Source organism: Geobacter psychrophilus (genome assembly GCF_056821595.1).
The window spans coordinates 2,090,334-2,117,106 of record NZ_JBXDTU010000004.1 but is presented as its reverse complement, the minus strand read 5'-3'; the positions used below and the strand labels follow the sequence as shown (position 1 = coordinate 2,117,106).

25 protein-coding genes are annotated in these 26,773 nt (G+C 52.9%); 23 read left to right on the top strand and 2 right to left on the bottom strand.

Features of this window, described 5'->3' with window-relative positions; translation table 11 throughout:
- The first annotated feature begins 155 nt into the window (after positions 1-155).
- The 17 genes from ACOCF6_RS12130 to truA all read left to right on the top strand — a co-directional run bounded on the left by ACOCF6_RS12130 (position 156) and on the right by truA (position 19,684).
- Positions 156-1,274 (top strand): efflux RND transporter periplasmic adaptor subunit, encoded by a 1,119-nt coding sequence (locus tag ACOCF6_RS12130; RefSeq protein ID WP_482460636.1) that lies wholly within the window; start codon positions 156-158, stop codon positions 1,272-1,274.
- On the top strand, positions 1,271-4,375 hold the full coding sequence (locus ACOCF6_RS12125) for an efflux RND transporter permease subunit (protein ID WP_482460635.1): 3,105 nt from the start codon (positions 1,271-1,273) through the stop codon (positions 4,373-4,375). The genes ACOCF6_RS12130 and ACOCF6_RS12125 overlap by 4 nt, the downstream gene beginning before the upstream one ends.
- A gap of 157 nt (positions 4,376-4,532) precedes the next feature.
- Positions 4,533-5,540, top strand: coding sequence for an NAD-dependent epimerase (locus ACOCF6_RS12120; RefSeq protein WP_482460634.1), 1,008 nt, complete (start codon positions 4,533-4,535; stop codon positions 5,538-5,540).
- A gap of 81 nt (positions 5,541-5,621) precedes the next feature.
- Positions 5,622-6,740 (top strand): GDP-mannose 4,6-dehydratase, encoded by a 1,119-nt coding sequence (gene gmd / locus ACOCF6_RS12115; protein WP_482460633.1) that lies wholly within the window; start codon positions 5,622-5,624, stop codon positions 6,738-6,740.
- Between the two features lies 1 nt (position 6,741).
- The gene (locus ACOCF6_RS12110; RefSeq protein ID WP_482460632.1) at positions 6,742-7,707 is read left to right on the top strand and encodes a GDP-mannose 4,6-dehydratase; all 966 of its coding nucleotides are present in this window, start codon (positions 6,742-6,744) and stop codon (positions 7,705-7,707) included.
- A gap of 4 nt (positions 7,708-7,711) precedes the next feature.
- Positions 7,712-8,722 (top strand): GDP-L-fucose synthase family protein, encoded by a 1,011-nt coding sequence (locus ACOCF6_RS12105; protein WP_482460631.1) that lies wholly within the window; start codon positions 7,712-7,714, stop codon positions 8,720-8,722.
- Positions 8,661-9,527, top strand: a complete 867-nt coding sequence (locus tag ACOCF6_RS12100; protein WP_482463342.1) for an ABC transporter permease — start codon at positions 8,661-8,663, stop codon at positions 9,525-9,527. The genes ACOCF6_RS12105 and ACOCF6_RS12100 overlap by 62 nt, the downstream gene beginning before the upstream one ends.
- Complete coding sequence (locus ACOCF6_RS12095; protein WP_482460630.1) at positions 9,527-10,750, top strand: ABC transporter ATP-binding protein; 1,224 nt, start codon at positions 9,527-9,529, stop codon at positions 10,748-10,750. Before ACOCF6_RS12100 ends, ACOCF6_RS12095 begins: the two co-directional genes overlap by 1 nt.
- Positions 10,747-11,565: an FkbM family methyltransferase gene (locus tag ACOCF6_RS12090; protein ID WP_482460629.1), complete on the top strand. Its 819-nt coding sequence runs from the start codon at positions 10,747-10,749 to the stop codon at positions 11,563-11,565. Before ACOCF6_RS12095 ends, ACOCF6_RS12090 begins: the two co-directional genes overlap by 4 nt.
- Positions 11,566-11,569: 4 nt before the next feature.
- Complete coding sequence (locus ACOCF6_RS12085; protein WP_482460628.1) at positions 11,570-12,886, top strand: glycosyltransferase family 4 protein; 1,317 nt, start codon at positions 11,570-11,572, stop codon at positions 12,884-12,886.
- A gap of 317 nt (positions 12,887-13,203) precedes the next feature.
- Positions 13,204-14,346: a glycosyltransferase family 4 protein gene (locus ACOCF6_RS12080; RefSeq protein ID WP_482460627.1), complete on the top strand. Its 1,143-nt coding sequence runs from the start codon at positions 13,204-13,206 to the stop codon at positions 14,344-14,346.
- A complete protein-coding gene (locus ACOCF6_RS12075; protein ID WP_482460626.1) occupies positions 14,330-15,409 on the top strand; it encodes a glycosyltransferase family 4 protein in 1,080 nt (359 codons plus the stop codon). The genes ACOCF6_RS12080 and ACOCF6_RS12075 overlap by 17 nt, the downstream gene beginning before the upstream one ends.
- A 17-nt stretch (positions 15,410-15,426) precedes the next feature.
- A complete protein-coding gene (locus ACOCF6_RS12070) occupies positions 15,427-16,200 on the top strand; it encodes a glycosyltransferase family 2 protein (RefSeq protein WP_482460625.1) in 774 nt (257 codons plus the stop codon).
- Between the two features lie 159 nt (positions 16,201-16,359).
- Positions 16,360-17,412: an MraY family glycosyltransferase gene (locus ACOCF6_RS12065; RefSeq protein ID WP_482460624.1), complete on the top strand. Its 1,053-nt coding sequence runs from the start codon at positions 16,360-16,362 to the stop codon at positions 17,410-17,412.
- Positions 17,413-17,693: 281 nt separating this feature from the next.
- Complete coding sequence (locus ACOCF6_RS12060) at positions 17,694-17,927, top strand: hypothetical protein (RefSeq protein WP_482460623.1); 234 nt, start codon at positions 17,694-17,696, stop codon at positions 17,925-17,927.
- 86 nt (positions 17,928-18,013) lie between these two features.
- On the top strand, positions 18,014-18,904 hold the full coding sequence (gene hslO / locus ACOCF6_RS12055; RefSeq protein WP_482460622.1) for an Hsp33 family molecular chaperone HslO: 891 nt from the start codon (positions 18,014-18,016) through the stop codon (positions 18,902-18,904).
- Between the two features lie 3 nt (positions 18,905-18,907).
- Positions 18,908-19,684 carry a tRNA pseudouridine(38-40) synthase TruA gene (gene truA / locus ACOCF6_RS12050; RefSeq protein WP_482460621.1) on the top strand — a complete coding sequence of 259 codons (777 nt, stop codon included), beginning with the start codon at positions 18,908-18,910 and terminating at the stop codon, positions 19,682-19,684.
- Here truA and ACOCF6_RS12045 read toward each other — a convergent pair.
- Both ACOCF6_RS12045 and trxA read right to left on the bottom strand, forming a co-directional pair.
- A complete protein-coding gene (locus ACOCF6_RS12045) occupies positions 19,659-20,177 on the bottom strand; it encodes a TlpA family protein disulfide reductase (RefSeq protein WP_482460620.1) in 519 nt (172 codons plus the stop codon). The two genes, truA and ACOCF6_RS12045, sit on opposite strands and share 26 nt — an antisense overlap.
- A 5-nt stretch (positions 20,178-20,182) precedes the next feature.
- Positions 20,183-20,512, bottom strand: a complete 330-nt coding sequence (gene trxA / locus ACOCF6_RS12040) for a thioredoxin (protein ID WP_482460619.1) — start codon at positions 20,510-20,512, stop codon at positions 20,183-20,185.
- A 155-nt stretch (positions 20,513-20,667) separates the two neighbouring features.
- On the opposite strand from trxA, the gene ACOCF6_RS12035 reads away from it, so the two are divergent.
- Genes ACOCF6_RS12035 through cobA form a run of 6 tightly spaced genes read left to right on the top strand, consistent with a single transcriptional unit; the run spans position 20,668 to position 26,620 of the window.
- Entirely contained in the window at positions 20,668-21,264 is a 597-nt protein-coding gene (locus ACOCF6_RS12035; protein ID WP_482460618.1) for a precorrin-2 dehydrogenase/sirohydrochlorin ferrochelatase family protein, read from the top strand.
- The gene (gene ccsB / locus ACOCF6_RS12030) at positions 21,261-22,061 is read left to right on the top strand and encodes a c-type cytochrome biogenesis protein CcsB (protein ID WP_482460617.1); all 801 of its coding nucleotides are present in this window, start codon (positions 21,261-21,263) and stop codon (positions 22,059-22,061) included. Before ACOCF6_RS12035 ends, ccsB begins: the two co-directional genes overlap by 4 nt.
- 45 nt (positions 22,062-22,106) lie before the next feature.
- Positions 22,107-23,411 carry a glutamyl-tRNA reductase gene (hemA, locus tag ACOCF6_RS12025; protein ID WP_482460616.1) on the top strand — a complete coding sequence of 435 codons (1,305 nt, stop codon included), beginning with the start codon at positions 22,107-22,109 and terminating at the stop codon, positions 23,409-23,411.
- Positions 23,408-24,100 (top strand): DNA/RNA nuclease SfsA, encoded by a 693-nt coding sequence (sfsA, locus tag ACOCF6_RS12020; RefSeq protein ID WP_482460615.1) that lies wholly within the window; start codon positions 23,408-23,410, stop codon positions 24,098-24,100. The genes hemA and sfsA overlap by 4 nt, the downstream gene beginning before the upstream one ends.
- Positions 24,101-24,159: 59 nt before the next feature.
- Complete coding sequence (hemC, locus tag ACOCF6_RS12015; protein ID WP_482460614.1) at positions 24,160-25,098, top strand: hydroxymethylbilane synthase; 939 nt, start codon at positions 24,160-24,162, stop codon at positions 25,096-25,098.
- A complete protein-coding gene (cobA, locus tag ACOCF6_RS12010) occupies positions 25,091-26,620 on the top strand; it encodes a uroporphyrinogen-III C-methyltransferase (protein ID WP_482460613.1) in 1,530 nt (509 codons plus the stop codon). The genes hemC and cobA overlap by 8 nt, the downstream gene beginning before the upstream one ends.
- Positions 26,621-26,773 lie beyond the last annotated feature (153 nt).

The following is a 26,773-nucleotide window of genomic DNA, read 5'->3' as shown; positions in this document are numbered from 1 at the left end:
AGGAGTTGCGACATCAAATCCACACGTGTTTTTTTGGGTGCATGCAAGGAGTACTTTCACATGCCCGAAGCAGCAATATCATGGGTCTATCCTTTGAGTGTGATGAGTGATATGTTGTGTCTATCGTACTTTGTGAACCAAGAAAGAAGAACCGCATGAAGCAATCGTCAATCATCTTGATTTGTCTGGTCATTCTCCTCCTCTTCACGGCCTGTTCAGCCAAAAAAGAAAAACCAAAAACAAAACCGGCAGTCCCGGTAAAAGCAGCCCAGGCGCAGCAGAAAGATGTGCCGGTCCAGGTCAAGGCCATCGGCAACATCGAGGCCTTCACCAGCGTTGCCATCAAGTCGCAGGTAAACGGCCAGATCAGCCGCATCCATTTCTCGGAAGGGAGCGATGTAGAGAAGGGCGCACTGCTGATCAGCATCGACCCGGAGCCATTTCAGGCTGCTCTGAATCAATGCGAGGCCACTCTGGCCAAGGACCAGGCCCAGGCGAAGTTCGCACGGGAACAGGCCAATCGTTACGAGGGACTAGTCAAAGAAGGGATCGTCACCCACGACCAGTATGACCTGCTACGGTCGAATGCCGAATCACTGGCCTCCACGCTGGTTGCGGATCGTGCCGCCATCAGAAGCGCCAGGATCCAGCTTGGGTATTGTTCCATCAGGTCGCCGATTTCCGGCCGGACCGGCACCATTGCCATGCAGCCGGGCAATCTGGTCAAAGCCAACGACCTGCCGATTGTGGCGGTCAATCAGATCAGTCCGATCTATGCCACCTTTTCCATACCTGAAAAACAGCTGGCAGCGGTTAAACGGGCCATGGCTGGCAATGAACTGAAGATCGAAGCGCATATCCCCAATGAACCCGGGAGCAGGGAGACCGGAACGATCAGTTTTCTGGATAATGCGGTGAATCCGGCTACCGGCACGATCAAACTCAAGGGGGTCTTTGCCAATACATCCAGAAAACTCTGGCCGGGTCAGTTTACCGACGTGGTCATGACACTGGGGAACCGCAAAAATGCAATCGTAGTGCCGACTAACGCCATCCAGACCAGTCAACAGGGTCAGTTCGTGTATGTCGTTAAGCCGGAGGCTACAGTGGAGATGCGTCCGGTCACTTCTGCGGCAGCGGCCGGCGAAGAAACGGTGATTGAAAAAGGGCTGGCAGCGGGTGAGTTCGTAGTGACCGACGGCCAGCTGCGCCTGACACCCGGGGCCAGGGTCGAAACCGGAGACAAACAGCCGGACGCAGGTAAGAAGCAATGAACATAGCGGATATCTTCATCCGCCGCCCGATCATGACCTCCCTGATCATGATCGCCATCTTCATCTTCGGCGTGGCATCCTATCGCCTGCTGCCGGTAAACGACCTGCCCAACGTGGATTTCCCGACTATCCAGATCAGCGCCAACCTGCCCGGGGCCAACCCGGACACCATGGCAGCGGCGGTGGCGACCCCGCTGGAAAACCAGCTCTCGACCATTCCCGGCGTCGATTCCATGACTTCGACCAATGGTGTCGGTACGACCAGGATTACTCTCCAGTTCAACCTGGACCGCGATATCGATGCCGCGGCCCAGGATGTTCAGGCGGCCATATCTGCAGCCACCCGTTCGCTGCCCAAGAACATGCCGACGCCGCCATCGTTTCGAAAGGTCAATCCGGCTGATCAGCCGGTGCTGTACCTGACGCTCAGCTCTCCGACACTGCCGCTTTCCGCGGTCGATGAATTTGCCCAGACCATGATCGCACAACGCCTCTCCACCATCAGCGGTGTGGCCCAGGTCAATGTGCACGGTTCGCAGAAGTTCGCGGTACGGGCCCAGCTCGATCCGAAGGCGCTGGCTTCGCGCCAGATCGGCATCGACGAGGTGGCCACGGCGATTGGCGATGCCAACGTCAACCTGCCGACCGGCGTGCTGGATGGCGCCAAGCAGACATTCACCATCGAAGCCAACGGGCAGATGTTCCAGGCAGCCGCCTACCGGCAGATGGTGGTGGCCTATCGGGACGGCTCGCCGGTCCGCCTGGAGGAGCTCGGCAGGATCATCGACAGCGTCGAGAACACCAAGACAGCCGGCTGGTACAACAACTCCCGGGCCATTGTCCTGACCGTCCAGCGCCAGCCCGGCACCAACACCATCCAGGTCGTTGACAACGTCAAGAAACTGCTGCCGACCTTCCGCAGCCAGATGCCGGCCTCTGTCGAACTGAACGTGCTGTTTGACCGCTCCGAACAGATCCGCGAATCCATGCATGACGTCAAGTTCACCCTGGTGTTGACCATCGGTCTGGTGGTCATGGTGATCTTTCTCTTTCTGCGCAATCTTTCCGCCACCATCATCCCCGCTCTGGCGGTGCCCATGTCCATCGTCGGCACCTTCTCGGTCATGCATCTGCTGGGATTCTCCATCAACAACCTTTCCATGATGGCCCTGACCCTGGCGGTCGGCTTTGTGGTGGATGACGCCATCGTCATGCTGGAGAATATCGTCCGCCACATGGAAAAGGGGGCGGGTGCCATGGAAGCCGCCTTCAAGGGCTCCCGGGAGATCGGCTTCACCATCATCTCCATGACCATCTCGCTGGTGGCGGTCTTTATCCCGGTGCTGTTCATGGGTGGCATCCTCGGCCGGCTGCTGAACGAATTCGCCATTACCATCAGCGTGGCGATCCTGGTCTCCTGTTTCGTGTCCCTGACCCTGACCCCCATGCTCTGCAGCCGGTTTCTGAAACCACCGGCAACTGCTGGTCACGGGCGGCTGTACCTTGTTATGGAGCGTTTCTTCGATGGCCTGCTGCATCTCTACGAGAGTTCACTGAAACTGGTCCTGCGCTTCCGGCGCGCAACCATGGTCGTGACCATTCTGCTGACGCTGCTGACCGGCTGGCTGTTCACCGTGATCCCCATGGGATTCCTGCCGACGGAAGACACCGGCCGGCTGAACGCCAGCACCGAGACAGCCGAAGGGACCTCCTTTGCGGAGATGAAGCTGCATCAGGAGGCGGTAGCAGCCATCCTGGCCAAGGACCCCAATATCGATGGTTTCATGTCCTCCATCGGCGGTGGTCGGGGCAGCAACACCGGCAGCTTCTTCATGCGCCTCAAACCGCGCAGCGAACGCACACTCTCGGCCGATGAGATCATCCAGGAACTGCGCCCGAAACTGGCCAAGGTGGCCGGCATCAACACCTACCTGAAAAACGTACCCTCGATCCAAATCGGCGGCACCAGCTCCAAAAGCCAATACCAGTATACCCTGCAGGGCCAGGATACGGACCTGCTGTACCGCTCATCGGCCGAATTCGAGTCACAGTTGCGCAAGCTGCCGGAACTGATGGACGTGACCAGCGACCTGCAGATCAGCAATCCACAGGTGCATGTGGAGATCAACCGGGACAAGGTGGCAGCACTGGGGCTCACGGTTCTGCAGGTGGAGGATGCTCTGGCCTATGCCTATGGCTCGCGTCAGGTTTCCTCCATATTTGCCCCGACCAACCAGTACCAGGTCATCCTCGAACTAGATCCACTCTACCAGGGGGACCCGGCCGCACTGGGCATGCTCTACATCCATGCAAAAACCGATCAACTGATACCGCTGGAAACCATCGCCAACATTTCCAAGACCATCGGCCCGCTATCGGTCAACCATCTGGGCCAGCTGCCGGCAGTCACGATCTCATTCAATCTCCGTCCCGGGGTAGCCCTGGGAGACGGCATGAAACTGGTCGACACTCTTGCCGGCACAGCACTGCCCCAGTCCATCAGCACCAGTTTCCAGGGCACCGCCCAGGCCTTCAAATCTTCGTTCAGCGGGTTATGGATGCTGCTGATCATGGCGATCTTTGTCATCTACGTGGTGCTGGGCGTGCTCTATGAAAGCTACATCCACCCGATCACGATCCTGTCCGGTCTACCGGCCGCCGGCTTCGGGGCCCTGATCACCCTGATGCTCTTTGGCTGTGATCTGAATATCTATGGTTTTGTCGGCATCATCATGCTGCTCGGCATCGTCAAGAAGAATGCCATAATGATGATCGACTTTGCCCTGGAAGCGGAGAGGACAGCAGGAAAACAACCGCTGGATGCCATTTATGAAGGCGCCATCGTCCGGTTCCGACCGATCATGATGACCACCATGGCGGCTCTGATGGGAACACTGCCGATAGCCATAGGACTGGGCGCCGGCGGTGAGTCACGCCAGCCGCTCGGCCTGGCGGTTGTAGGCGGTTTGTTGACCTCCCAACTGCTGACCCTCTACATCACGCCGGTGGTTTACTACTACATGGATGTGCTGCTGCATAAGGTACGGCCGAGAAAAGCGGTTGTGGCGGAAAGCGCTGTAGCAGCAAATGTGGAGATGTAATGCCGATGTGAAGGACGATTCATCTGCAGACCTTGTACTATCGGCAGTGTTGACCGGCAAGCCGTCAGAATATATTCTGGAATAATTCTAATTCTTCAATTATATTGCTGTTTCGGCTGGACAATCCCCATCACATAAATGTAGACAGGAACAGTGCATGAAGATACTTGTCACCGGAGCAGCAGGTTTTATCGGTTTCCACTTGGCTCAGCGTTTACTGAAACGGGGTGATGTGGTCATCGGCCTGGACAACCTGAACGATTATTATGACATACGTCTGAAAGAGGCCCGCTTGCGGGCGCTGGAACCTCTGCCGAACTTCCGCTTTGTGCGGGCAAGCCTGGCAGACAGGCCGTTGGTGGATGGGCTGTTTGCCGGCGAGCGCTTCGACATGGTGGTCAATCTGGCAGCCCAGGCCGGTGTGCGCTATTCATTAGAGAACCCCCACGCCTATATTGACAGCAATATTGTCGGCTTTATGAATGTGCTGGAAGGATGCCGGAACACCGCTGTAAAACACCTGGTGTATGCCTCCTCCAGCTCGGTCTACGGGGCCAACACCACGGTTCCTTTCTCCGAGCATCACAGCGTTGACCATCCGGTCTCGCTGTATGCTGCTACAAAAAAATCCAACGAACTGATGGCCCATACCTACTCACATCTCTTCGGCCTTCCCACCACCGGACTGCGCTTCTTCACCGTCTATGGGCCCTGGGGCCGACCGGACATGGCCTACTTTTCCTTTACCAAGTCCATTATTGAGGGGCGGCCGATAAATGTTTTCAACCATGGCCGGATGCAGCGCGACTTCACCTATATCGATGATATTGTCGAAGGCATCACCCGGGTTCTGGGGCACATCCCCCAGGCCGATCCCGCCTGGGATGCAGCCAATCCCGACCCGGCCACCAGCAGCGCACCCTATCGCCTGTACAATATCGGCAATAATCAACCGGTAAAACTTGGCGATTTTATTGAAGTGCTTGAAGAGAGCCTGAAAATGAAGGCTCACAAAAACATGCTTCCGATCCAGGCCGGAGAGGTAATGGTCACTTGTGCCGATGTGGATGATCTGATGCAAGCGGTTGGATTCAGACCGTCTACCCCGATACAGGAGGGGCTGCAACGCTTTGTGGAATGGTACCGTGGATTCTATCAGGTCTGATTTTTAAGGACATTATCTCCCTTTCATGCTATAAGTTTTGTTTTGTTTATGACAACTTCTCAACAATACAGGAGCAACATAATGAAAAAAGCCCTTATTACCGGCATTACCGGTCAAGACGGCTCATATCTGGCTGAACTTCTGCTGTCAAAAGGATATGAAGTCCACGGCATCAAACGTCGCGCTTCGTCACTCAACACCCAGCGAGTTGATCATATCTATCAGGACCCGCACGTTGAAAACCAGCATTTTATCCTGCACTACGGCGACCTGACCGATGCCTCCAACCTGACCCGCATCGTACAGCAGGTCCAACCGGATGAAATCTACAACCTGGGAGCCCAATCCCATGTTGCCGTCAGCTTTGAAGCCCCCGAATACACCGCTGATGCCGATGGCTTGGGAGCCCTGCGACTCCTGGAGGCGATCCGTTTGCTGGGACTGGAGAAAAAGACCCGCTTTTATCAGGCTTCCAGCTCTGAACTGTACGGACTGGTGCAAGAGACACCCCAGAAGGAGACCACACCCTTTCACCCCCGCTCCCCGTATGCTGTGGCCAAGCTTTACGCCTACTGGATCACCGTCAACTACCGTGAAGCATATGGCATCTACGCCTGCAACGGCATCCTTTTCAACCATGAATCCCCCCGACGAGGCGAAACGTTTGTTACCCGCAAAATCACCCGCGGACTGGCCAACATTGCTCAGGGCCTTGAGCAATGCCTCTTCATGGGCAATATGGACTCGCTGCGCGACTGGGGACACGCCAAGGACTACGTCAGGATGCAGTGGATGATGCTGCAGCAGGAACAGGCCGAAGACTTTGTCATTGCCACCGGACTGCAATATTCCGTTCGCCAGTTCATCCACTGGTCGGCAGCAGAACTCGGCATCACTCTGCGCTTCGAAGGTCAGGGCGTTGATGAACGGGCGGTAGTTGAGCAGATTCATGGGGACAAAGCTCCGGCTCTCAAGCCCGGAGATACGGTCGTCCGGGTTGACTCGCGTTATTTCAGACCAGCCGAAGTTGACACACTGCTGGGCGACCCTGCCAAAGCCAAGGCCAAACTGGGCTGGACCCCTGAAATAACGGCCCAGGATATGTGCGCCGAGATGGTGGCGCAAGACCTGCACGTTGCACAGCGCCATGCCCTACTCAAGAAACACGGCTATGAACTGCCGGTTGCCATAGAGAATTAAAATGACACAAAAGAAAGCTCTTATCAGCGGTATCTCAGGGCAGGATGGCGCCTATCTGGCCAGTCTCCTGCTGGACAAGGGCTACCAGGTATTCGGCACGGCCCGCGATGCCCAGATGGCAACTTTTTATAATCTCAAGAAGCTGGGCATCCAGCAGCAGGTAACCCTGCTTTCCATGGCGCTCAACGACTTTCGCAGCGTACTGCAGACGATCTCCCGGGTAGATCCGGACGAAATCTACAACTTGGCCGGACAAAGCTCGGTCGGGCTCTCTTTTGAACAACCGGTAGAAACACTGGAAAGCATCAGTATCGGCACCCTGAACCTGTTGGAAGTCATTCGCTTCCTCCAGAAACCGATCAGGCTGTACAGTGCCGGTTCCAGCGAATGCTTTGGTGATACCGGCGGCGCACCGGCTGACGAAAGCACTCCCTTTCATCCCCGCAGCCCCTACGCTGTAGCCAAAGCGACTGCCCACTGGGAAGTTGCCAATTATCGGGAATCCTATAACCTGTTTGCCTGCACCGGCATCCTCTTTAACCACGAATCCCCGCTGCGTCCAGAGCGCTTCGTGACCCGCAAGATCATCTCGACCGCCTGCAGGATCGCAGCCGGCAGCCACGAAACCCTGCAACTCGGCAACATCTCGATTGCCCGTGACTGGGGCTATGCCTCGGAATACGTGGAGGCCATGTGGCGCATGCTCCAGCAGCCCTCACCAGAAGATTTCGTGATTGCAACCGGGGAGACCAATACCTTGGAATACTTTGTCGCTGAAACTTTTTCCCAGCTGGGTCTCCACTGGAAAGAACATGTGGCCACCGATCCATCACTGCTGCGCCCCTCGGAAATCATGGTCAGCAGAGGCAACCCAGAAAAAGCCCACAAGATGCTGGATTGGCACGCACAGCTGCGCATGAGAGACGTCATCCACACAATGATTTCAGCTGAACAGGAGAATGCCTGAAGCCATGGCCAATAATTCCGTTGCAATACCTTTCGTACCGCTCGACGCACGCATTTTCATAGCCGGCCACCAAGGCATGGTTGGCTCAGCACTTGTTCGCAGGTTGCAGGCTGAGGGGTATTCCAATTTGGTGCTGCGCAGTTCTGCAGAACTGGACCTGCGCAACCAGTCCGCTGTCACCGAGTTTTTCAATAACGAACGGCCCGAATACGTATTCCTTGCCGCAGCCCGGGTCGGCGGCATCATCGCCAACAGCACCCGTAAAGGCGAGTTTATCCACGATAACCTGATGATCCAGACCAATATCATTCACAGCGCCTACACATCAGGTGTCAAACGCCTGCTCTTTCTCGGCAGCACCTGCATCTATCCCAAGCTGGCACCTCAGCCCATGAAGGAAGAGTATCTGCTGACCGGCACCCTGGAACCGACCAATGACGCCTACGCCATCGCCAAGATTGCCGGCATCGCCATGTGCCGCTCTTACAATCAGCAGTACGGAACCAGATTTCTTTCCGCCATGCCCAACAACCTCTACGGTCCCAATGACAACTTTGACCTGACCGGCTCCCACGTGCTGCCGGCCTTGATCCGTAAATTTCACGAAGCCAAACAGACCGGAGCATCAGCAGTCACGGTCTGGGGCACCGGTTCTCCCCTGCGTGAGTTCATGCATGTTGATGACCTGGCCAATGCCAGCCTGTTCCTGATGAACCAGTCAGAAGACACATATTCCTCGCTGCTGACATACACGCAGGCACCCGCCTTGATCAATGTCGGTTCCGGCCAGGAAATCAGCATTGCCGATCTGGCCAGGATGGTGAAAGGCATCGTCGGCTTCAATGGTGAGCTCGTCTTTGACACTTCAAAACCTGACGGGACTCCGCGAAAACTGGCCGATTCCACGCGACTGCACGCCTTGGGTTGGCAGCACCGCATCGAACTTGTTGAAGGTGTGCAGAGTGCCTATAGATGGTATTTGGAAACAACCGTCGCGCGCGGGTCACAGGTATAACATGTTTCCTATGCCCGCTATGGTGCAAACAATCTGGAAATACCGGGGATTCGTGCTTGGAAGCGTCAAGCGTGAATTTCAGATCAAATATCGCAACTCCCTTCTGGGCGCAGCCTGGACAATACTCAATCCACTTGCGATGATCCTGGTCTACACCGTTATATTCTCTCAGGTCATGCGGGCCAAGCTTCCCGGCGTTGATTCCAGCTTTGCCTACAGTATTTACCTCTGCTCCGGCGTGCTAACCTGGGGTCTGTTTTCTGAAATCACCGGCAGGGCACAGACCGTTTTTCTCGAAAACGCCAATCTTATCAAAAAAATAAATTTCCCCCGGATCTGTCTCCCTGTGGTAGTTGTCGTCAACGCCTTGATAAACTTTTCTGTTATTTTTGGTCTGTTTGCAATTTTCTTGGTACTCTCCGGCAATTTTCCTGGCTGGTCATTTTTTTCTATTTTCCCGATACTGTTCATCCAGATAGCCTTCTCAATCGGACTTGGGATTACCCTGGGGGTATTGAACGTCTTTTTTCGTGATATCGGCCATTTTTTCGGGATATTTCTTCAATTCTGGTTCTGGCTCACCCCTGTGGTATATCCTGTCACCATATTGCCGGAGCAGGTAAAATGGTTGTTGGTGTTAAATCCCATAGCGGCACCGATAATGACGTACCAACGGGTACTCGTACATGGACAGTGGCCTGAATGGGCAAGCCTGGTCCCATTTACCATGATGGCAATCCTGTTCTGCCTGATTGGCATGCGCATGTTCCGTACCCATGTCGGTGAAATGGTGGATGAACTCTGATGGGTAGCATTCGTGTGAAAAGCCTGGGCAAGGCCTATAAGCAGTACCCGAGTCGCTGGTCGCGGCTGGCTGAATGGATACTACCTTTTTCAAAAAAACGCCATCAACTCCATTGGGTACTGCAGGATATCAACTTTAACGTCGCACCCGGTGAAGCGGTTGGGATTATCGGAATAAATGGGGCCGGGAAAAGTACACTTCTGAAAATGATTACCGGTACCACCCAGCCCACAACCGGCTCGGTAACAATGGATGGTCGCGTTGCCGCTTTATTGGAGCTGGGAATGGGGTTTCATCCTGATTTTACCGGGCGGCAAAACACTTACATGGCCGGACAATTGCTGGGGTTGGCGTCGGAAGAGATCAGCAGACACATGCCGGAAATCGAAGCCTTCGCCGAGATTGGTGATTACATCGACCAACCGGTACGCGTATACTCAAGCGGTATGCAGATGCGCCTCGCATTCAGCGTGGCTACTGTCGTTCGCCCTGATATTCTGATCGTCGATGAGGCCCTGTCTGTGGGTGATGCACATTTTCAGCATAAGAGTTTTAATCGTATCCGCCAATATCGCGAGCAGGGCACCACACTCCTCATCGTCTCACATGATAAGCAGGCTATTCAAAGCATCTGCGATCGGGCCATACTACTTAATGCCGGCCAGATTGCCATGCAAGGAGAGCCGGAAGAAGTGATGGATTTCTACAATGCCCTGTTGGCAAACGACCAGAACCAAACCGTTAAACAGGTCGTGAGCGAAGGAGGTAAGATCCAAACTGTATCCGGCACAGGAGAGGCCACCGTCTCTTCTATCTTGCTGGTAAATGAAAACATTGATCCCATCGAGGTGGTTTTTGTTGGACAGGAAGTCCGTCTACGCATTGAGGTTGAGACACACACTGACATCGACCGCTTGGTCTTGGGATACGGTATCAAAGACAGGCTCGGTCAGGTTATCTACGGCACGAATACAGATCTAAAAAAACAACCGCTTTTGAATGTGGTTGCAGGATCCCGGCATATGTTTGATATCGCATTCCAAGCCAACCTCGGACCCGGCACATATTCAGTACAAACCGCTTTAGTAAGTACTGACACGCATCTGGACAGTAATTTTGAATGGCGTGATTTGGCCCTTGTTTTTAACGTGGTTAACATAAATAAGGAGCCGTTCGCCGGCTGTGCATGGCTTGATCCCAAAATAGGAATTATTAAACTATGAGCTTTATTTCTTATGCGCAAAACTTCGAAGATGTAATACTCTGGCGTGCACTAAAGCATGTCGATGGTGGGTTTTATATCGATGTTGGAGCAAATGATCCGACTATCGATTCCGTAACCAAAGCCTTTTATGAACGCGGCTGGAGAGGCATAAATATTGAGCCTTTAACGTCTCATTACGAAGGACTCCTAGTTGAGCGCCCTCGTGACATCAACCTCTGTTGTGCTGCAGGAGAATCCTCTGGCGAAATTGAAGTTTTTGAGTGTGATATGCGTGGCTGGGCTACTGCCGAGCAATCCGTTGCAGATAAACATGTCCAGGAAGGCCATGCAGGTGTTTACCATCGTGTACCATTGCGGACACTTTCCGATATTTGTCAAGAACACGTTACAGGTGAGATCCACTTTTTAAAAATTGATGTTGAAGGGCTAGAGGAACGCGTCATCAGGGGGGCGGATTTTCATAAATTTCGACCTTGGATTATAGTTGTTGAGGCTACAAAACCAAATTCGACTGAAGAAGTACACGAACAGTGGGAAAATCTGCTTCTCTCTGTAAACTATCAATGTGCTTATGCGGACGGCTTGAACCGCTTTTATGTGGCAATCGAACACCCTGATATTCTGATGTCACTACTGTACCCGCCAAATGTTTTTGATGATTTTGTACTTGCCGCTCAATTTAATGCGGAGTTAAAGGCACATCAGGCAGAAGAAAAGACTCAACAGCTGGAAGCAATTCTGGCGTCCCTCTACAACAGCCGTTCATGGCGCTGGACACGAGTGTTCAGATGGATTTTGAACGACAAAAGGTAAATCGATGAGAACTATTTACATAGAGTGCGGCACAACCAGCAGAAATCCTGTAAACAGTGGCATTCAGAGAGTTGTGCGCAATATAATACGTGAATCGCAAGAAATTTTACCGACCTTTGAAGTTGAATGTATCCCGGTTGAATACACACACGAGTGTTTCCATATTCTGGAAACACTAAATAAAGAGAATAAAAATATCGCACGTAAAAAGAATTACCTGACCTCAATAGTTTCCAAGCTTGATCAGTTTGTTCAGAATACCGGTTTTTCCTCTTCTTACTACCGAGTAAGATATAATCTCAAAAACACAATCAAAAAGTTTTATTCAACAAAAAAAAGGAAAAATCTGTCAAAAACTATACTTGGCAATATAAATGGACAGAGTATCAAACAAGACCTAACGAAGGAGTCACCACCAATCCTTTTATTGCTTGATTCTACTTGGGTACCTGGAATGTGGACATCCGTAGAAAAGTTTCGCGCAGCGGGGGGGCATGTTTGTGCCGTTCTATATGATCTAATACCTTTTATCCATCCCGATACAGTGGCCGAGGCTACACGAATTGCGCATACTACATGGTGGTCAAAAGCACCTCTACACGTAGATTCGGTTATTTGTATTTCACAAGCAGTGCGGAAGGAATTTCTAGATTGGCAGGAAACTCAGAATCTGTCTCATAAACTGCCTCCTGAAATGGTAGGGTACTTTTATCTAGGGGCAGATATTGCAAAAAACGACCCTGTAATAACACTACTAACTGACAGTACCCCATATTATTTAGTCGTAGGCTCCCTTGAACCGCGAAAAAACCATACCTTAATCTTGGATGCATTTGAGCATCTTTGGAAACAGGGGTATGACGTCCGTTTAGCGATCATCGGTGCATTCGGTTGGAAAAGTGAGCAGCTATTAGAACGGATCTGCACCCATCCAGAATCAAATAATAAGTTGTACTTAATACGAGATGCTTCTGATCGAGATCTCACTATGCTGTACAATAAAACTGCGGGGGCAATAGTTGCCTCTATTGCAGAGGGATTTGGCCTGCCCATCGTAGAAGCTTATCAACGTGGAGCATCAGTCATCTGTAGTGACATCCCCGTGTTTCGAGAAGTTGCTGGTGTTAATGCGGTTTATTTTGATCCGTATGATTCAAATTCACTAGCGAGGGTACTGTCTGCTTCGTTATCTCACATACACAAACAAACTATCACACAAAATAATCCTGAACATAGTTGGCTGACCTGGCAAGAAAGTACCAATAGCTTGATTTCCTGTGTCAAGGACATGGCAAATAGTAGTTATAGCCATGAGACTTGAGAGGTCTGCTTCAAGACGATTAAAGAGCAGATTCGTCTGCAAACGAACCTGATTAAATCCAAGCGCGAACCTCACATGTTCTTTCACTAATAAGCCCAAGATCGTTATATTGCACGGCATAGGTGCTGCAGATATCTGGTAAAAAATCATCAAGGTCCACTGACTGGACTTATAGAAATAAATTTATTAAAATCACATATCCTTAACGCTTTATAGCGAGATTTACAGATGGGTGTTTTGAAACATTCACATATAAAAATATCTCAGAAAAAACTGCTTGAAAACAAGGCAAAGCCGATGCGTACGACAGCTATTATATGACCGGCAACAAGTCGTCAATAGCCATCGACGGTAGAAACTTAATGCACCCGCCCAGCGGCAGTACCACCTATCTGATTTGTGCCCTTAACGAGTTGTCATCACAACAACCGAACTGGGAGTTTTACATCCTGACCAATCGCCCGCTGCATCCTGAGTGCGAGAAACAGATCATCAAACGACCAAACGTCCATCTCCTCCGCAGGGCATTTACCCGAATCGGACTGCTCTGGTACAGTACGCAACTTTATTTTATTCTAAAGGAGCTTAGGCCGCATTTTTTCTGGGCTCCAGCCACCTTGCTGCCACCTATTATCCCATCGAGTATAAAAACCATTGTCACAGTGAACGACATGGTTCCCAAAGACTATAAGCACACCATGTCACTCTGTAACCGGCTATACAGTAACCTGTTTTTTGATCGGTCCATCTTGAATGCCGATATTCTTCTGGCTATTTCATGCTACACCGCTTCCGAAGTGACAAACCGTTATCCCCATAGGCGGTCTCGAAAAATAACAATCGGTTGTGGAGTTGATAAATCCATCTTCCATCCGCAAACACAAACACCGGAACAGCGGGCTGAACTCTGTTCAAGATATGGCATAACCGAACCATTTATCCTGTTTGTCGGTACACTGGAACCGCGCAAAAATCTCGACTTTATGATGAGACTCATGCCGCAGCTGGCCTGTGAAGGCTTTACGCTTCTGGTGGTGGGAGCCAAGGGGTGGGGCAAATCCCCCGTAGCAGAGATTGTACAACAACCTGACTTTCCGTCTGAAAAGGTTGTTTTCACCGGATATGTACCAACGGATGATCTGGTAAAACTTTACAATCTTGCAGCGCTCTATGTTTCCACCTCGCTTAATGAAGGTTTCGGCCTGCCGCAACTGGAAGCGATGAACTGCGGTTGTCCGGTTGTTTCCCCCCATAACTCGGCTATGATCGAAGTGGTAGAGAGAGCGGGGTTGACTGTTCAGGGCTGGGATTGTGCCGCGTGGTGCGATGCCATCAGGCGTGTTTTTGCCAACCGCGAGCAGTATCGCAGACTAGGGTTTGAAAGAGCAGCACGCTATGAGTGGTCACAGGTAGCCCGTTCCATCATACAAGACATGGACGCGTATGAATCTCTATCTTGACAATATAATTTTTGCACTGCAGCGCTCCGGCGGCATTTCGGTGTACTGGTCAGAACTCTTGCATTATCTCAGTGAGCATCATCCTGACCTCCGCATGCTTGAGCATCCACAGGCGCTTCAGAACATTCAGCGCAAGGCGCTGGAATTGCCCCGGGAGCTGATCGACAGCGATTCACGTCTCCCCGTAGCCTTGTCCCGCTACCTTCAGGCACGCTGCAAAACCACATCCGGCATATTTCACTCCAGCTACTATCGAACTCCGGATGCCATCGGCATGAAACAGGTTGTGACCGTCTATGATTTCACCTATGAGCTATACCGTTCAGGATTACAGCGCGCCGTCCACTGTCGTCAGAAGCAACGTGCTATCAGGGAAGCAGCCGGGATCATCTGCATTTCAGAAAGCACAAAAAAAGATCTCCTGCGGCTCTATCCGTCAACACCTGAATCCAGTACAACTGTTATTCACCTCGGAATATCAAGTTCCTACGAACCCGTAGATAAGATCACCGGGGTGCCGGACTCACTGGGATGGGTGCCACAGACAAAGTTTGTTCTGTTTGTTGGCGACCGGAGTGAGTACAAGAACTTTGACCTCGCGATACTGTCCGTCAGCCGCATTACGGACTGCCATCTCGTTATTATCGGCGGAGGTGAACTGACCGCCAGTGAAAGGCAACTGCTGGAAAGCAGCCTGCCCAATCGTCATCGCCATCTTTCGGGAGTCATGGACGTCACGCTAAACATCCTCTACAATTATGCCTTTTGCCTGCTCTATCCATCGCATTATGAAGGGTTCGGCCTGCCTCCACTGGAGGCGATGCGGGCACACTGTCCCGTGGTCGCCGTCAACTGTTCTTCACTGCCTGAAGTGTGCGGCGATGGGGCCTTGCTGACCGATCGTGCGGACAGCGAACAATTCGTGGAGTTGCTGCTCAAGTTGGAGGATGACACCATCAGGAAAACAATGATTGCCAGGGGGGCATTGCAAGCCCGGAAATTCACCTGGAAGAACACCTGCGAAAAAACCATTGAATTCTACCAGGCCGTTGAAAGCGGTTAGCTGCAGGGGCATTCCACATGAAAATATCAATCATCACGATTTCACTTAACAGCGCCGCCACCATAGAATCAACTCTCGCATCGGTCGGCAGACAGAGCTTTTCGCCCATCGAACACATCCTCATCGATGGCGGTTCAACCGATGGCACGCTCGCGATCATTGACCGCTATCGCTCCGGCCTCGCCCATGTAATTACAGAATCTGATAATGGGATCTATGATGCCATGAACAAGGGTATTGCCTTGGCCAGCGGTGATATTATCGGTATTCTTAACGCCGATGATTATTATGCACATAACAATGTGATTGCCCTTGTTGCAGCTGTGTTTGAGGATGGCAGGACTGATGCCTGCTATGGAGATCTTGAGTATGTGGACACATTCAATCCCACTAAGGTTTCCCGCTACTGGCGCTCTGGAGACTATCGGTCGGAGCGTTTTTATCATGGCTGGATGCCGCCTCACCCTACTTTTTTTGCTCGACGCGCGCTCTATGAACGATATGGCACCTTCAACCTTGCATTGGGCACTTCTGCAGACTATGAACTGATGCTCCGTTTTTTACTCAAACATGGCGCACAGGCGGCCTATATTCCCGAAGTTTTAGTCAAGATGCGGACCGGTGGAGTAAGTAATGCCTCTTTTCACAATCGTCTGCGGGCAAATCGAATGGATCGGCTCGCCTGGCGAATTAACGGATTGCTTCCTCGGCCTTGGACCATGTACATGAAACCTCTCACAAAATTGGGCCAGTTTTTCAGGCGCAAATCCGTTCAGGGACAGGACATCTGACACCAATCCATTCTTCTCAGGAAATCCGTATATAACGAACAACTTGCCTCTCAGCTCATTCCGGCATATACTCAGCAAAATTCTTATACAATTACCACATGTTAGGAAACGATGTTCCTGATCATACTTGCCATAACAGCCTGTTCTTTTGTTGTTTCCATGTTGATTATCCGTTATGCCTATCTGCATAAACATGTAACCAGCAATCATCCGGCTAACGGCCCACAACAGTCTCATATCGGCATTACCCCACGCATCGGGGGGATACCGCTCATCCTCGGAGTATCCCTGGGAGTGCCGCTTCTTAACTTAAAGTTCGGCATCCCTTGGCAAAGCGCAATGTTGTGGCTTGCCGCTGCCGCCCCCGTCTTTCTTGCCGGCCTGGCGGAAGATTTTACCAACAGGATCGGACCCCGTTGGCGCTTGCTGGCCGCGTTCATATCGGCAGCCATGGGAGTGTGGGTGTTACATGCCCAGTTTGTGCGCCTGGACATTGCTGGTGTTGATCAATTATTAAAGATCTCACTGCTATTCTCGATTGCCTTGACGATTTTCGCCGTCGGGGGGGTGTGCCACTCGATGAATATCATTGATGGCTATAACGGTCTGGTCGGCGGTGTAAGCAGTATCATTCTGATTGCGCTTGGATATACTTCCTGGAAAGTAGGAGATGTTGAACTCTACATTGTTTGTATAGCCGCGGTTGCTGCCGTGGCCGGTTTTCTCTTCTGGAACTATCCCCGCGGGCTCATTTTTGCAGGTGATGGCGGCGCATATTTACTCGGTTTCATCATTGCCGAGGTGTCGGTCTTGCTGGTGGCACGGCACCCCGAGGTATCTCCCTGGTTCCCCCTGATGCTGGTGATTTACCCGGTCTGGGAAACGATTTTCTCCATATATCGACGTAAAATTGTCAAAGGGCACTCGTCGGCACTACCCGATGCCCTCCATCTGCATCAGATTCTCTTCAGTCGGGTTGTGCGCTGGATGGTGGGGAAACAAGAAGCAAAACACCTCCTGAAACGCAATTCACTGACAACGCCGTATTTGTGGGGTATGGGAATTGTTACTGTTTGCCCTGCATTGATTTTCTGGCAAAACACCCCGGTATTACAGTTCTGCTGCCTCTGTTTTGCTGTTATGTATGTGTGGCTGTATTCCCGTATCGTTCGCTTCAAGTCGCCTCGCTGGATGGTGCTCCGCAGCAAGTGAGTTAGCGGCAGACATTCCAGACCTGTTAGATAGAACACGAGGCGGCATCAGCTACTGTTCAAAATCAGCTTCAACCATGCAGTACACACTAATGAAATAATGCCCTTACCCTTTTCTACCTCATATACGGTACCCACTGATTGTTCTCGGGTATCACAATACAGGCAGCGGCTGGCCACACAGGCATTAGCTCCGCATTTTTAGCATGTTGCGTTTACACATAGCTTGGCATACTGTCTGCAATTATAAAGTTATACAAATTCCCTTAGGAGGTAGTACAAATGAAAAAAGTTCTCTCCACGATCGTTGCCGCCCTCGTAGCAGTTTCCTTCTCCGCAGTTGTTTTCGCTGCTGATGCCGCCAAGCCTGCTGCTCCTGCAGCTGCACCGGCTGCTGCTGCTCCTGCAGCTGAGAAGAAAGAAGAAGCTAAGCCTGCTAAGAAAGCCAAAAAAGCCAAAAAAGCCAAAAAAGAAGTTAAAAAAGAAGAAGCTCCTGCTGCTCCTGCTGCCAAGTAATTCTTTTTTCCCAGAACACGAAAAAGGCCGCATCGTGAGATGCGGCCTTTTTTTATACAGCTTGATACGGCTAGAGAGGTGATCGCATGAATGACCATATTGTCCGCGCCCTGAGTTCTGCCGGAGGCATCCGCATCCTGACCTGTTGGGTTCACAATCTGGCCGGTGAGATCTGTCTTCTGCAGCAGGCATCCCCAACAGTAAGTATCGCGCTGGGGCGGGGGCTGGCCGGAGGTGCTCTCATGGGCGCCCTGCTCAAGCCGGATCAGCGGATTGCCTTGAAATTTGAAGGCAACGGTCCCATGCAAAAGATGATAATAGAGGCTGACGCTGATGGTGCTGTGCGAGGCTGTGTCGGCAATCCTGCCGCCGAAGCGGAGCCGCTTGACGGGCGCTGGAATGTGCCGGGTGTTCTCGGCCGGGCCGGATTTCTGACCGTCACAAAGGATATCGGCATGGGCGGCGAGCCCTATCATGGTATGGTACAGCTCCACAGCAGCGAGATCGGTGATGATCTGGCCTATTACCTGACCGACTCTGAGCAGATTCCGTCGGCCATTGGAGTGGGAGCCGCACTCGACACAACCGGCTCCATATCGAACTGCGGTGGTTTTCTGGTGCAGGCGCTTCCCAAAGCCGGTGATTCAGAGATAGAGACCATCATGGCTAATATTGCAACGCTTCCTCCGCTGGCTGACATGCTGATGACAGGGGGGCCTGAAGCACTGTTAGGGAAATTATTCGGCGATATTCCCTATACCCTGCTGGAGTCCCACGACCTGTTTTTCCGCTGCGGTTGCAGCCGGAACAAGGTTGAACGGGCCCTGTTATCATTTGATGTCAGCGAGCTTCGGGACATGATTGAAAAAGACGGGGGGGCTGAAGTAACCTGCGAATTCTGCCGCAAAGCATACAGCTTCGTCGCATCAGATCTGGAGCGACTTTCCGGCCAGTCTGTGGAATCAGGGAAATCATAACCCATGCGAACTATTCTGCTGACCATCGAATATGACGGCACCGCCTATTCAGGATGGCAGAGACAACCCAACGGTCTGGCTGTACAACAGGTGATCGAAGAAGCGCTGTGTCAGTTGCTTGGCCATCAGCCCGACCTGCGTTCCTCCGGACGCACGGATGCCGGCGTACACGCCCATGGCATGCCCGCTGTGTTCAAAACCTCCACCAATCTGCCCCTTAAAGCCTTTGTTGAAGGGACCAACCGCTTCCTGCCTCCGGATATTGCCATCCTGAATGCCATTGAAGTCCCGAATGGTTTCAAGCCGATTAGTGACGCCCTGGCCAAACATTACCGCTACACAATCTTGACATCAGCGATACGCTCACCGCTGAGACGTTTCCATGTCTGGCACATCCGGGAAAAACTTGATGTGGAAGCCATGCAGAAGGCTGCGGCACTGTTTATTGGCCATCACGATTTTGCCGCATTTCGTGCCTCCAACTGTGCCGCCAAGACAACGGTACGCCGGATTGATTCCGTTCGGGTAACATCCGAGGGCAACAGTATCACCATAGATGTTGTTGGTGGGGGGTTTCTGAAGAATATGGTGCGGGTAATGACCGGGACACTTGTTGAGATTGGACGGGGAAGATTTGAACCGGAACACATTCTGAGGCTGTTGCAGAACGGCGACAGAAAACAGGCCGGCGTGACAGCGCCGGCCTGCGGATTATGCCTGATTGAAGTGTATTATCCTCAGACGGGAAAAGCTCTTATTTCTCCGCCAGAAGCTTCTTGATAAGCTGTTCGGTAGAGCGGCCAACCTCTCCGGTAAAGCCTCTGAACACCTCTGCAACCCGGCCCTTTTTGTCAATAATGAACATGACAGGCACCGACCGTACACCGTAATCAACCAGGGTGGACTCGCCTGCCAGAGCAATCGGGTAGGTGATACGGTACTCATCAGCAAAGGTCTTGACAAGCCGTTCCCCGTCCTCATCGGCACTCATGCCAAGCACCTGCAGGCCCTGCTTGCCGAATTTGCGATTCATTTCAATAAGATGCGGGATAGAATCACGACACGGGTGGCACCACGTAGCAAAGAAATCCAATACCAGCACATACCCGCGATAATTTTCCAGTGAAACCGGCTGCCCCGACGTTGTGATGACCTTGAAATTCGGTGCCGGCTGGCCCGCGCGGGGTGCTGCATTCAGACTGAGCGGAGCGAGGGTCACACTCGCAATCACCATTGCCAGCATCAGATAATGCAGCAGAGTAAAGCGTTTCATGCCGATCAAAGAACCTTTGCGATCATGGCATCAAGCTGTGATTTAGGCACGGCACCGACAATCTGCTCAACAACGACGCCCCCTTTGAACAGGATCAGGGTCGGGATGCCGCGCACGCCGAACTTACCCGGAGTGGCCTGATTCTCATCAACATTGACCTTTCCTACCCTTACCTTGCCGACATATTCATCAGCCACGGAATCGACCAGTGGCGCGATGGCCTTGCAGGGTGCACACCAAGTAGCCCAGAAATCAACAAGTACGGGAATTTCCGACTGCAGGACCTCCCGGTCAAAATTGGCATCAGTAAATGCCATTACATTTTCGCTGGCCATACGTAAGTCTCCTTTAGGATAAATGTACTTCTTCGAATGATATACCAGGCAATGAAAAAATCAAGAGCAAACTCGGCAGTGTCCCGTTTAGTTGAAATGACGCCAGGATGGGAGTATGCTTCACAACTATCACATGTGACGGAGGTGAGTGTCAGGTGCCGCATCTGCCCTTGAATATAGATATGCGCGACAGGACCGTCCTGGTGGCTGGTGGAGGTTCCGTTGCCGGCCGCAAGATCACATCGCTGCTGGGTGCGGGAGCAACCGTGAACGTCGTTGCGCCGGAGGTAACGCCGGCTATCAGTCAGCTTGGGGCTGACGGAGCCATCAAGATAAGAATAGGATGCTATCAAGCCAGCGACCTCACGGGTACCTTTCTGGCAGTGGCTGCCACCAACGATCCGCACATCAACCGCACAATCGCTGACGATGCCCGGAAACAGGGCATCCTGGTTACGGTTTCCGATGCGCCTGAAACGGGCAACTGTACGTTTCCCGCACTGCTGCGACGTGGCGACCTGGAAATCAGCATCTCCACCAATGGCAAGTGTCCCGCTTTTGCAACAGAACTGCGAAACATTATCGCCGCTACGATTGGCGAAGAATATGGCACAATACTGCAAACTCTCGCCTTTGAGCGCGAAAAGCTGTTGACGGAAGGGCGCTGCAGCACTTACAATAAACAGGTTTTGCGCTCCCGGACCAAAGAGCTGATCAACGAGTTCACCAAACACAAGGAACGTGTGCCATGACGCACTTATTTTTCTCTCTGACCCTTGGCCTGTACGGCTGCGCAACCGCTGCCTATCTTGCCTGCCTGTTGCGCACGTCCGCAACACTGACACTGTGGGCCAGCCGTTTGCTCACGACAGGATGCATAGCCCATATCCTGTCCACCGTGCACCTGGCCAGCACGGAAAAGCATCTTCCTCTGACCAACATACAAGAATCGCTATCTTTTTTCAGCCTTGCGATCATCGTGGCCTTCCTGATATTTGAACGTCGGTACAAGGTGACCACTCTCGGCTCTTTCGTCACACCTGTGGCTCTGGTCATGCTGGGTGTTTCCAGTGCCATGCATGGCGAGGTACGCCAACTTCCCCCGATCCTGCAAAGCAACTGGTTCTGGATTCACGCTCTGCTGGCCTTCATCAGCTACGCCGCATTTACCATCGCCTTCGGTGTTGCTGTGATCTATCTGATTCAGCGACATTTCCTCAAAACGAAGCATTTCGGGGCATTATTTCAGAAGCTCCCGCCACTGGATACTCTCGATGAAATCAGCTACCGCTGTTTTGCAATCGGTTTTCCCTTACTGACCATTGCCATCATATCGGGTGCCATCTGGTCGGAAAAGGCCATGGGGAGCTACTGGGTCTGGGATCCCAAACAAACCTGGTCGCTGGTCACCTGGTTTATCTATGCAGCACTGCTGCACGGGCGTCTGACAATCGGCTGGCGCGGGAAACGCGCCGCAATTCTTTCAATCATCGGCTTTATTGTCCTTCTGATCACCTTTTTCGGCATGAAACACAGCATCACCTGGTAGCTATCTTACGAAACGCACACCGGATAAAATGGAAAATTCTGCCCAATGAACATTATCGTGATCGGTCTCTCCCACAAGACCGCAACAGTTGAAATACGTGAAAAGGTGGCCTTTTCTCCCAACCTGATCGAGAAACCGTTGCGCGATCTTGTCGCTCTGGACGAAATTGTCGAAGGTGTGATCGTTTCAACCTGCAACCGGGTTGAGATTTACGCCACCACCCGTGACATCGCCGGCGGCATCTCCCGGGTCAAGCGTTTTATGGCCGAACACCACCGCATTCCGCTGGAAACGCTTGAGCCGTATCTCTACAGCTTTCATTCCGAAGCGGCCATTCGTCATGTATTCAGGGTCGCCTCCAGTCTCGACTCCATGATTGTCGGCGAGCCCCAGATACTCGGTCAGATCAAGACCTCCTATGGTTACGCTGCCGAGTATAAATCCTCCGGCATTATCCTCAACCGCTTTCTGCACAAAGCATTTTCCGTTGCCAAGCGCGTGCGTACCGAGACGAAAATCGCCTCTTCAGCCGTATCGGTCGCCTTTGCCGCTGTCGAACTGGCAAAAAAGATTCTGGGTGAGCTGACCGACAAAACCGTTATGCTGGTTGGCGCCGGGGAGATGTGTGAACTGGCGGCCAAACACTTTCTCAATAGCGGGGCCAAAGGTGTCATGGTGACAAACCGCACCTTCGAACGCGCCGAGCGACTGGCCGAAGAATTTGGCGGCGAGGCGATCCGCTTCGAAGAGCTGTTCCAGCATCTGCACCGTGCCGACATCGTTCTCTCGTCAACCGGCGCACCCCACATCATTATCGGGCCAAAGGATGTCGAGGAGGTTATCAAGCGCCGCAGATTCAGACCGATGTTTTTCATCGACATCGCCGTACCGCGCGATATTGACCAGAAAGTCGACAAGGTCGATAACGCCTATCTTTTTACCGTGGATGACCTGCAGGAGATCGTACAGGCCAATCTGGCCCAGCGCAGTCTTGAGGCGGAAAAGGCCGAGGAGCTTATCAATCAGGAGATCGGCCAGTTCTATAAATGGCTCTCCTCCCTGGAGGTGACCCCGACCATTGTCGCTCTGCGCAACCGATTCGATGAAATCAGGCGCGCTGAGCTTGACAAGACCTTCGCCACCTGGAAAGACCTGCCTCCTGAGGCTGAAAAGCGACTAGAAGCCCTGACCATGGCCATCATGAACAAGCTCCTGCACCCGCCGACCACGGCCCTCAAACAGGCTGGCCAGGGGGGTCGCGTAGACCTTTATGTGGATGCACTGCGCCAGTTGTTTGACCTGGAGGCTACGCCAGAAGATAAAGAGGAGCTGGTCCTGGAGGAGGATTGAACCTTCCGTCCCTCATCCCCGGCACCCTGATCAGTCGCTACAAGCGTTTCCTGGCCGATGTGGAACTGGCGGACGGCAGCAGCGTTACCGTGCATTGTCCGAATTCCGGCAGCATGAAAGGTAGTGCAGCCCCCGGCAGCCCGGTATTTCTCTCGCTCAGCGCCAATCCTGGCAGAAAGTACCCCTACACCTGGGAACTGGTGCAGGTGAACGGCTTCTGGGTCGGCATCAACACGGCACTCCCCAACCGGCTCGTCCATGAAGCCATCCTGAACGGGACGATTACTGAACTGCAGGGGTATACCTCCATCAGACCCGAGGTGCCCTACGGTGAGCATAGCCGTATTGACCTGCTGCTGGAAGGACCCGCGGGCCGCTGCTTTGTTGAAGTAAAAAACGTCACCATGGTAGAGGATGATCAGGCACTCTTCCCGGATGCCGTTACCATCCGCGGCCAGAAACACCTCAACGAGCTGATGCGGGTGGTACGAGAAGGTGATCGCGGCGTGATTTTTTATACTGTTCAGCGTGGTGATGGCGACTGCGTCTCCCCCGCCGACAGCATTGACCCGGAATATGGTCGTTTATTGCGGCTGGCACTGACAAGCGGCGTGGAGGCATTTGCCTACCGTGCTTCGGTTTCACCGCGGGAAATTGCACTAACCACACCCTTACCGGTTCATGTATAGCCTGCACGTATCATCCTGGTTTGATTTTGTTGTATATTCTTGAATTGAATGGAGATTTTATGGCCCCCAAACAACTTCGCATCGGTACCCGCGCCAGTCAGCTGGCCCTCTGGCAGGCCAATTGGGTCAAATCCGAGCTGGAGAAGAAATACCCCGGCATGGACGTCACCCTGACAAAGATCAAGACCATTGGCGACAAGATCCTGGATGTCCCTCTGGCACAGGTCGGCGGCAAGGGACTCTTCGTCAAGGAGATCGAAGAGGCCATGTTGCGCGACGAGATCGATATTGCCGTGCACAGCATGAAGGATGTCCCCACCGACTTTCCCGAAGGCTTGGGCCTGTACTGCATCACTGAACGGGAAGATCCGCGCGATGCCGTTATTTCACGAAATGTCACCTTCGCCAACCTGCCCCAGGGCGCCCGCATCGGCACCTCGGCTCTGCGACGCCAGGCCCAGTTACTGAAAGTACGGCCGGACCTGGAGATGTGCATCATTCGCGGCAACGTAGAAACACGCATCCGCAAGCTCGATGATGACAAACTCGACGCCGTTATACTGGCTGCGGCCGGACTCAAGCGCCTCGGTTTTACCGACAAGGTCGCAGAGTACCTGGATGTGGACCTCTCGATACCTGCCATCGGACAGGGCGCGTTAGGCATCGAATGCCGCCTGGCTGACCCTGTCATCACCGCGACGATCGCCTTTTTCAATCACCCGGAGACCAACTACGCCGTCCGCGCCGAACGGGCTTTACTGAAGCGCTGTGAAGGCGGCTGCCAGGTGCCGATTGCCGCTCACGGCACCATCAATGCCGGTACACTGCGTTTGGTCGGATTTATTGCAGCAGTAGACGGCAGCCGCTCTGTGCGCGGCGAGATCAGCGGTCCGATGGAAGAGTATGAAAGGCTCGGCATCCAGCTTGCGGACCAACTGCTGTCCGAAGGCGGCAAAGCCATTCTGGAAGAAGTCTATCAGAGAGAAATCAATGCCTAGCGCTATCGTCTATCTGGTCGGCGCCGGCCCGGGCGCACCCGGCCTGATTACCGTGCGCGGCGTTGAATGTCTGCAGCAGGCGCAGGTTGTCGTCTATGATTACCTGGCCAACGAGCAGCTGCTCAATCACGCCCCGGCCTCTGCTGAAAGGATTTACGCCGGTAAAATCGGCGGCCGGCACAATCAGGACCAGGAAGAGATCAACCACTTGCTGGTTGAGAAGGCACTGGCCGGCAAGGTCGTTGTACGCCTCAAAGGTGGCGATCCCTTTGTGTTCGGCCGGGGTGGGGAAGAGTGCGAAGCCCTGTACGCGGCAGGCATTCCCTTTGAGATCGTACCCGGTGTGACCGCAGCGGTTGGGGCGGCCGCCTACGCCGGCATCCCCCTGACCCATCGCGACTTCACCGCTTCGGTAGCATTTGTGACCGGCCAGGAAGGCAAAGACAAAGACGAATCAACAATCGACTGGGAGCGCCTGTCCATAGGCAGCGGTACCGTCGTATTCTACATGGGCGTCACCACCCTGCGCCAGAATATGGAACGCATGGCGGCCAGCGGTCGCAGCCCTCAAACACCGGTTGCGCTCGTACGATGGGCGACAACCGCCGGGCAGCAGGTGCTGACCGGAACCGTGGCTGATATTGCCGACCAGGCCGAGGCCGTCGATTTTAAGCCGCCGGCGGTAACGATAGTCGGTGAGGTTGTAAAGCTGCGTGAGCAGTTGCGCTGGTTCGATAATCGCCCTCTTTCCGGACGTAAAATTATCGTCACCCGCGCCGCCGATCAGGCAGGTGAGTTTTCAGCCTTGCTTTCCGACCTGGGTGCAACGGTCATGGAATGTCCCACTATTCATCTCATAGAACCTGAAAGCTGGCAGGAGCTGGATACTGCCATCGCTGATATGACCGGCTTTGACTGGCTGGTGTTGACTTCCGGCAATGCCGTGCGCTACTTTTTTGAGCGCCTGTCAGCACTCGGCCTCGATGCACGTTCATTGGGGAAATGCAGGGTCTGCGCTGTCGGCCCCAAAACGGCGGAAGCTATCAAATCGTATGGTATCCGTCCCGATCTGATCCCTGCAGACTATAAGGCGGAAGGTGTTGTGGCCGAGTTTGCCAGACTCGGCATCGCCGGCAAAATAGTTCTGTACCCGCGAGCCGACCGGGCCCGCGACGTCATCCCGGTCCAGCTGCAAGAACTGGGTGCCCGTGTTATAGCACCGGTTGCATATCGCAATGTTCTGCCGGACCGTCTCTGTCCCGAATCCATTTTCGCATTGGAAAAACGCTGCGTGGATTGCATCACCTTTACGTCTTCATCCACAGTACACAACTTATCCCAATTGCTGGGCACTGATCTGCTGGCTGATATGCTGAAAGGGGTTATTGTCGCATCAATCGGCCCCATAACCTCCAAGGCATGTCGCGAGATCGGTTTGAAGGTCGATATCGAACCGTCAGAATACACGCTGAAAGCATTAACCGAGGCCATTGGTCAGCACTTTTCAGTCCCCGCTCGATAGATCAAGATAATCATTACCGTTTTCAACGTACAGCGACGCCTTTGGCGTCGTTTTTGTTTTACATCGCAGCAATGTTTTAATCCTGCACTTTAGACACAAAAAGAGGGCTTACATCATCAGCATGTAAGCCCTCTTTATTTTTTTAATACTCAC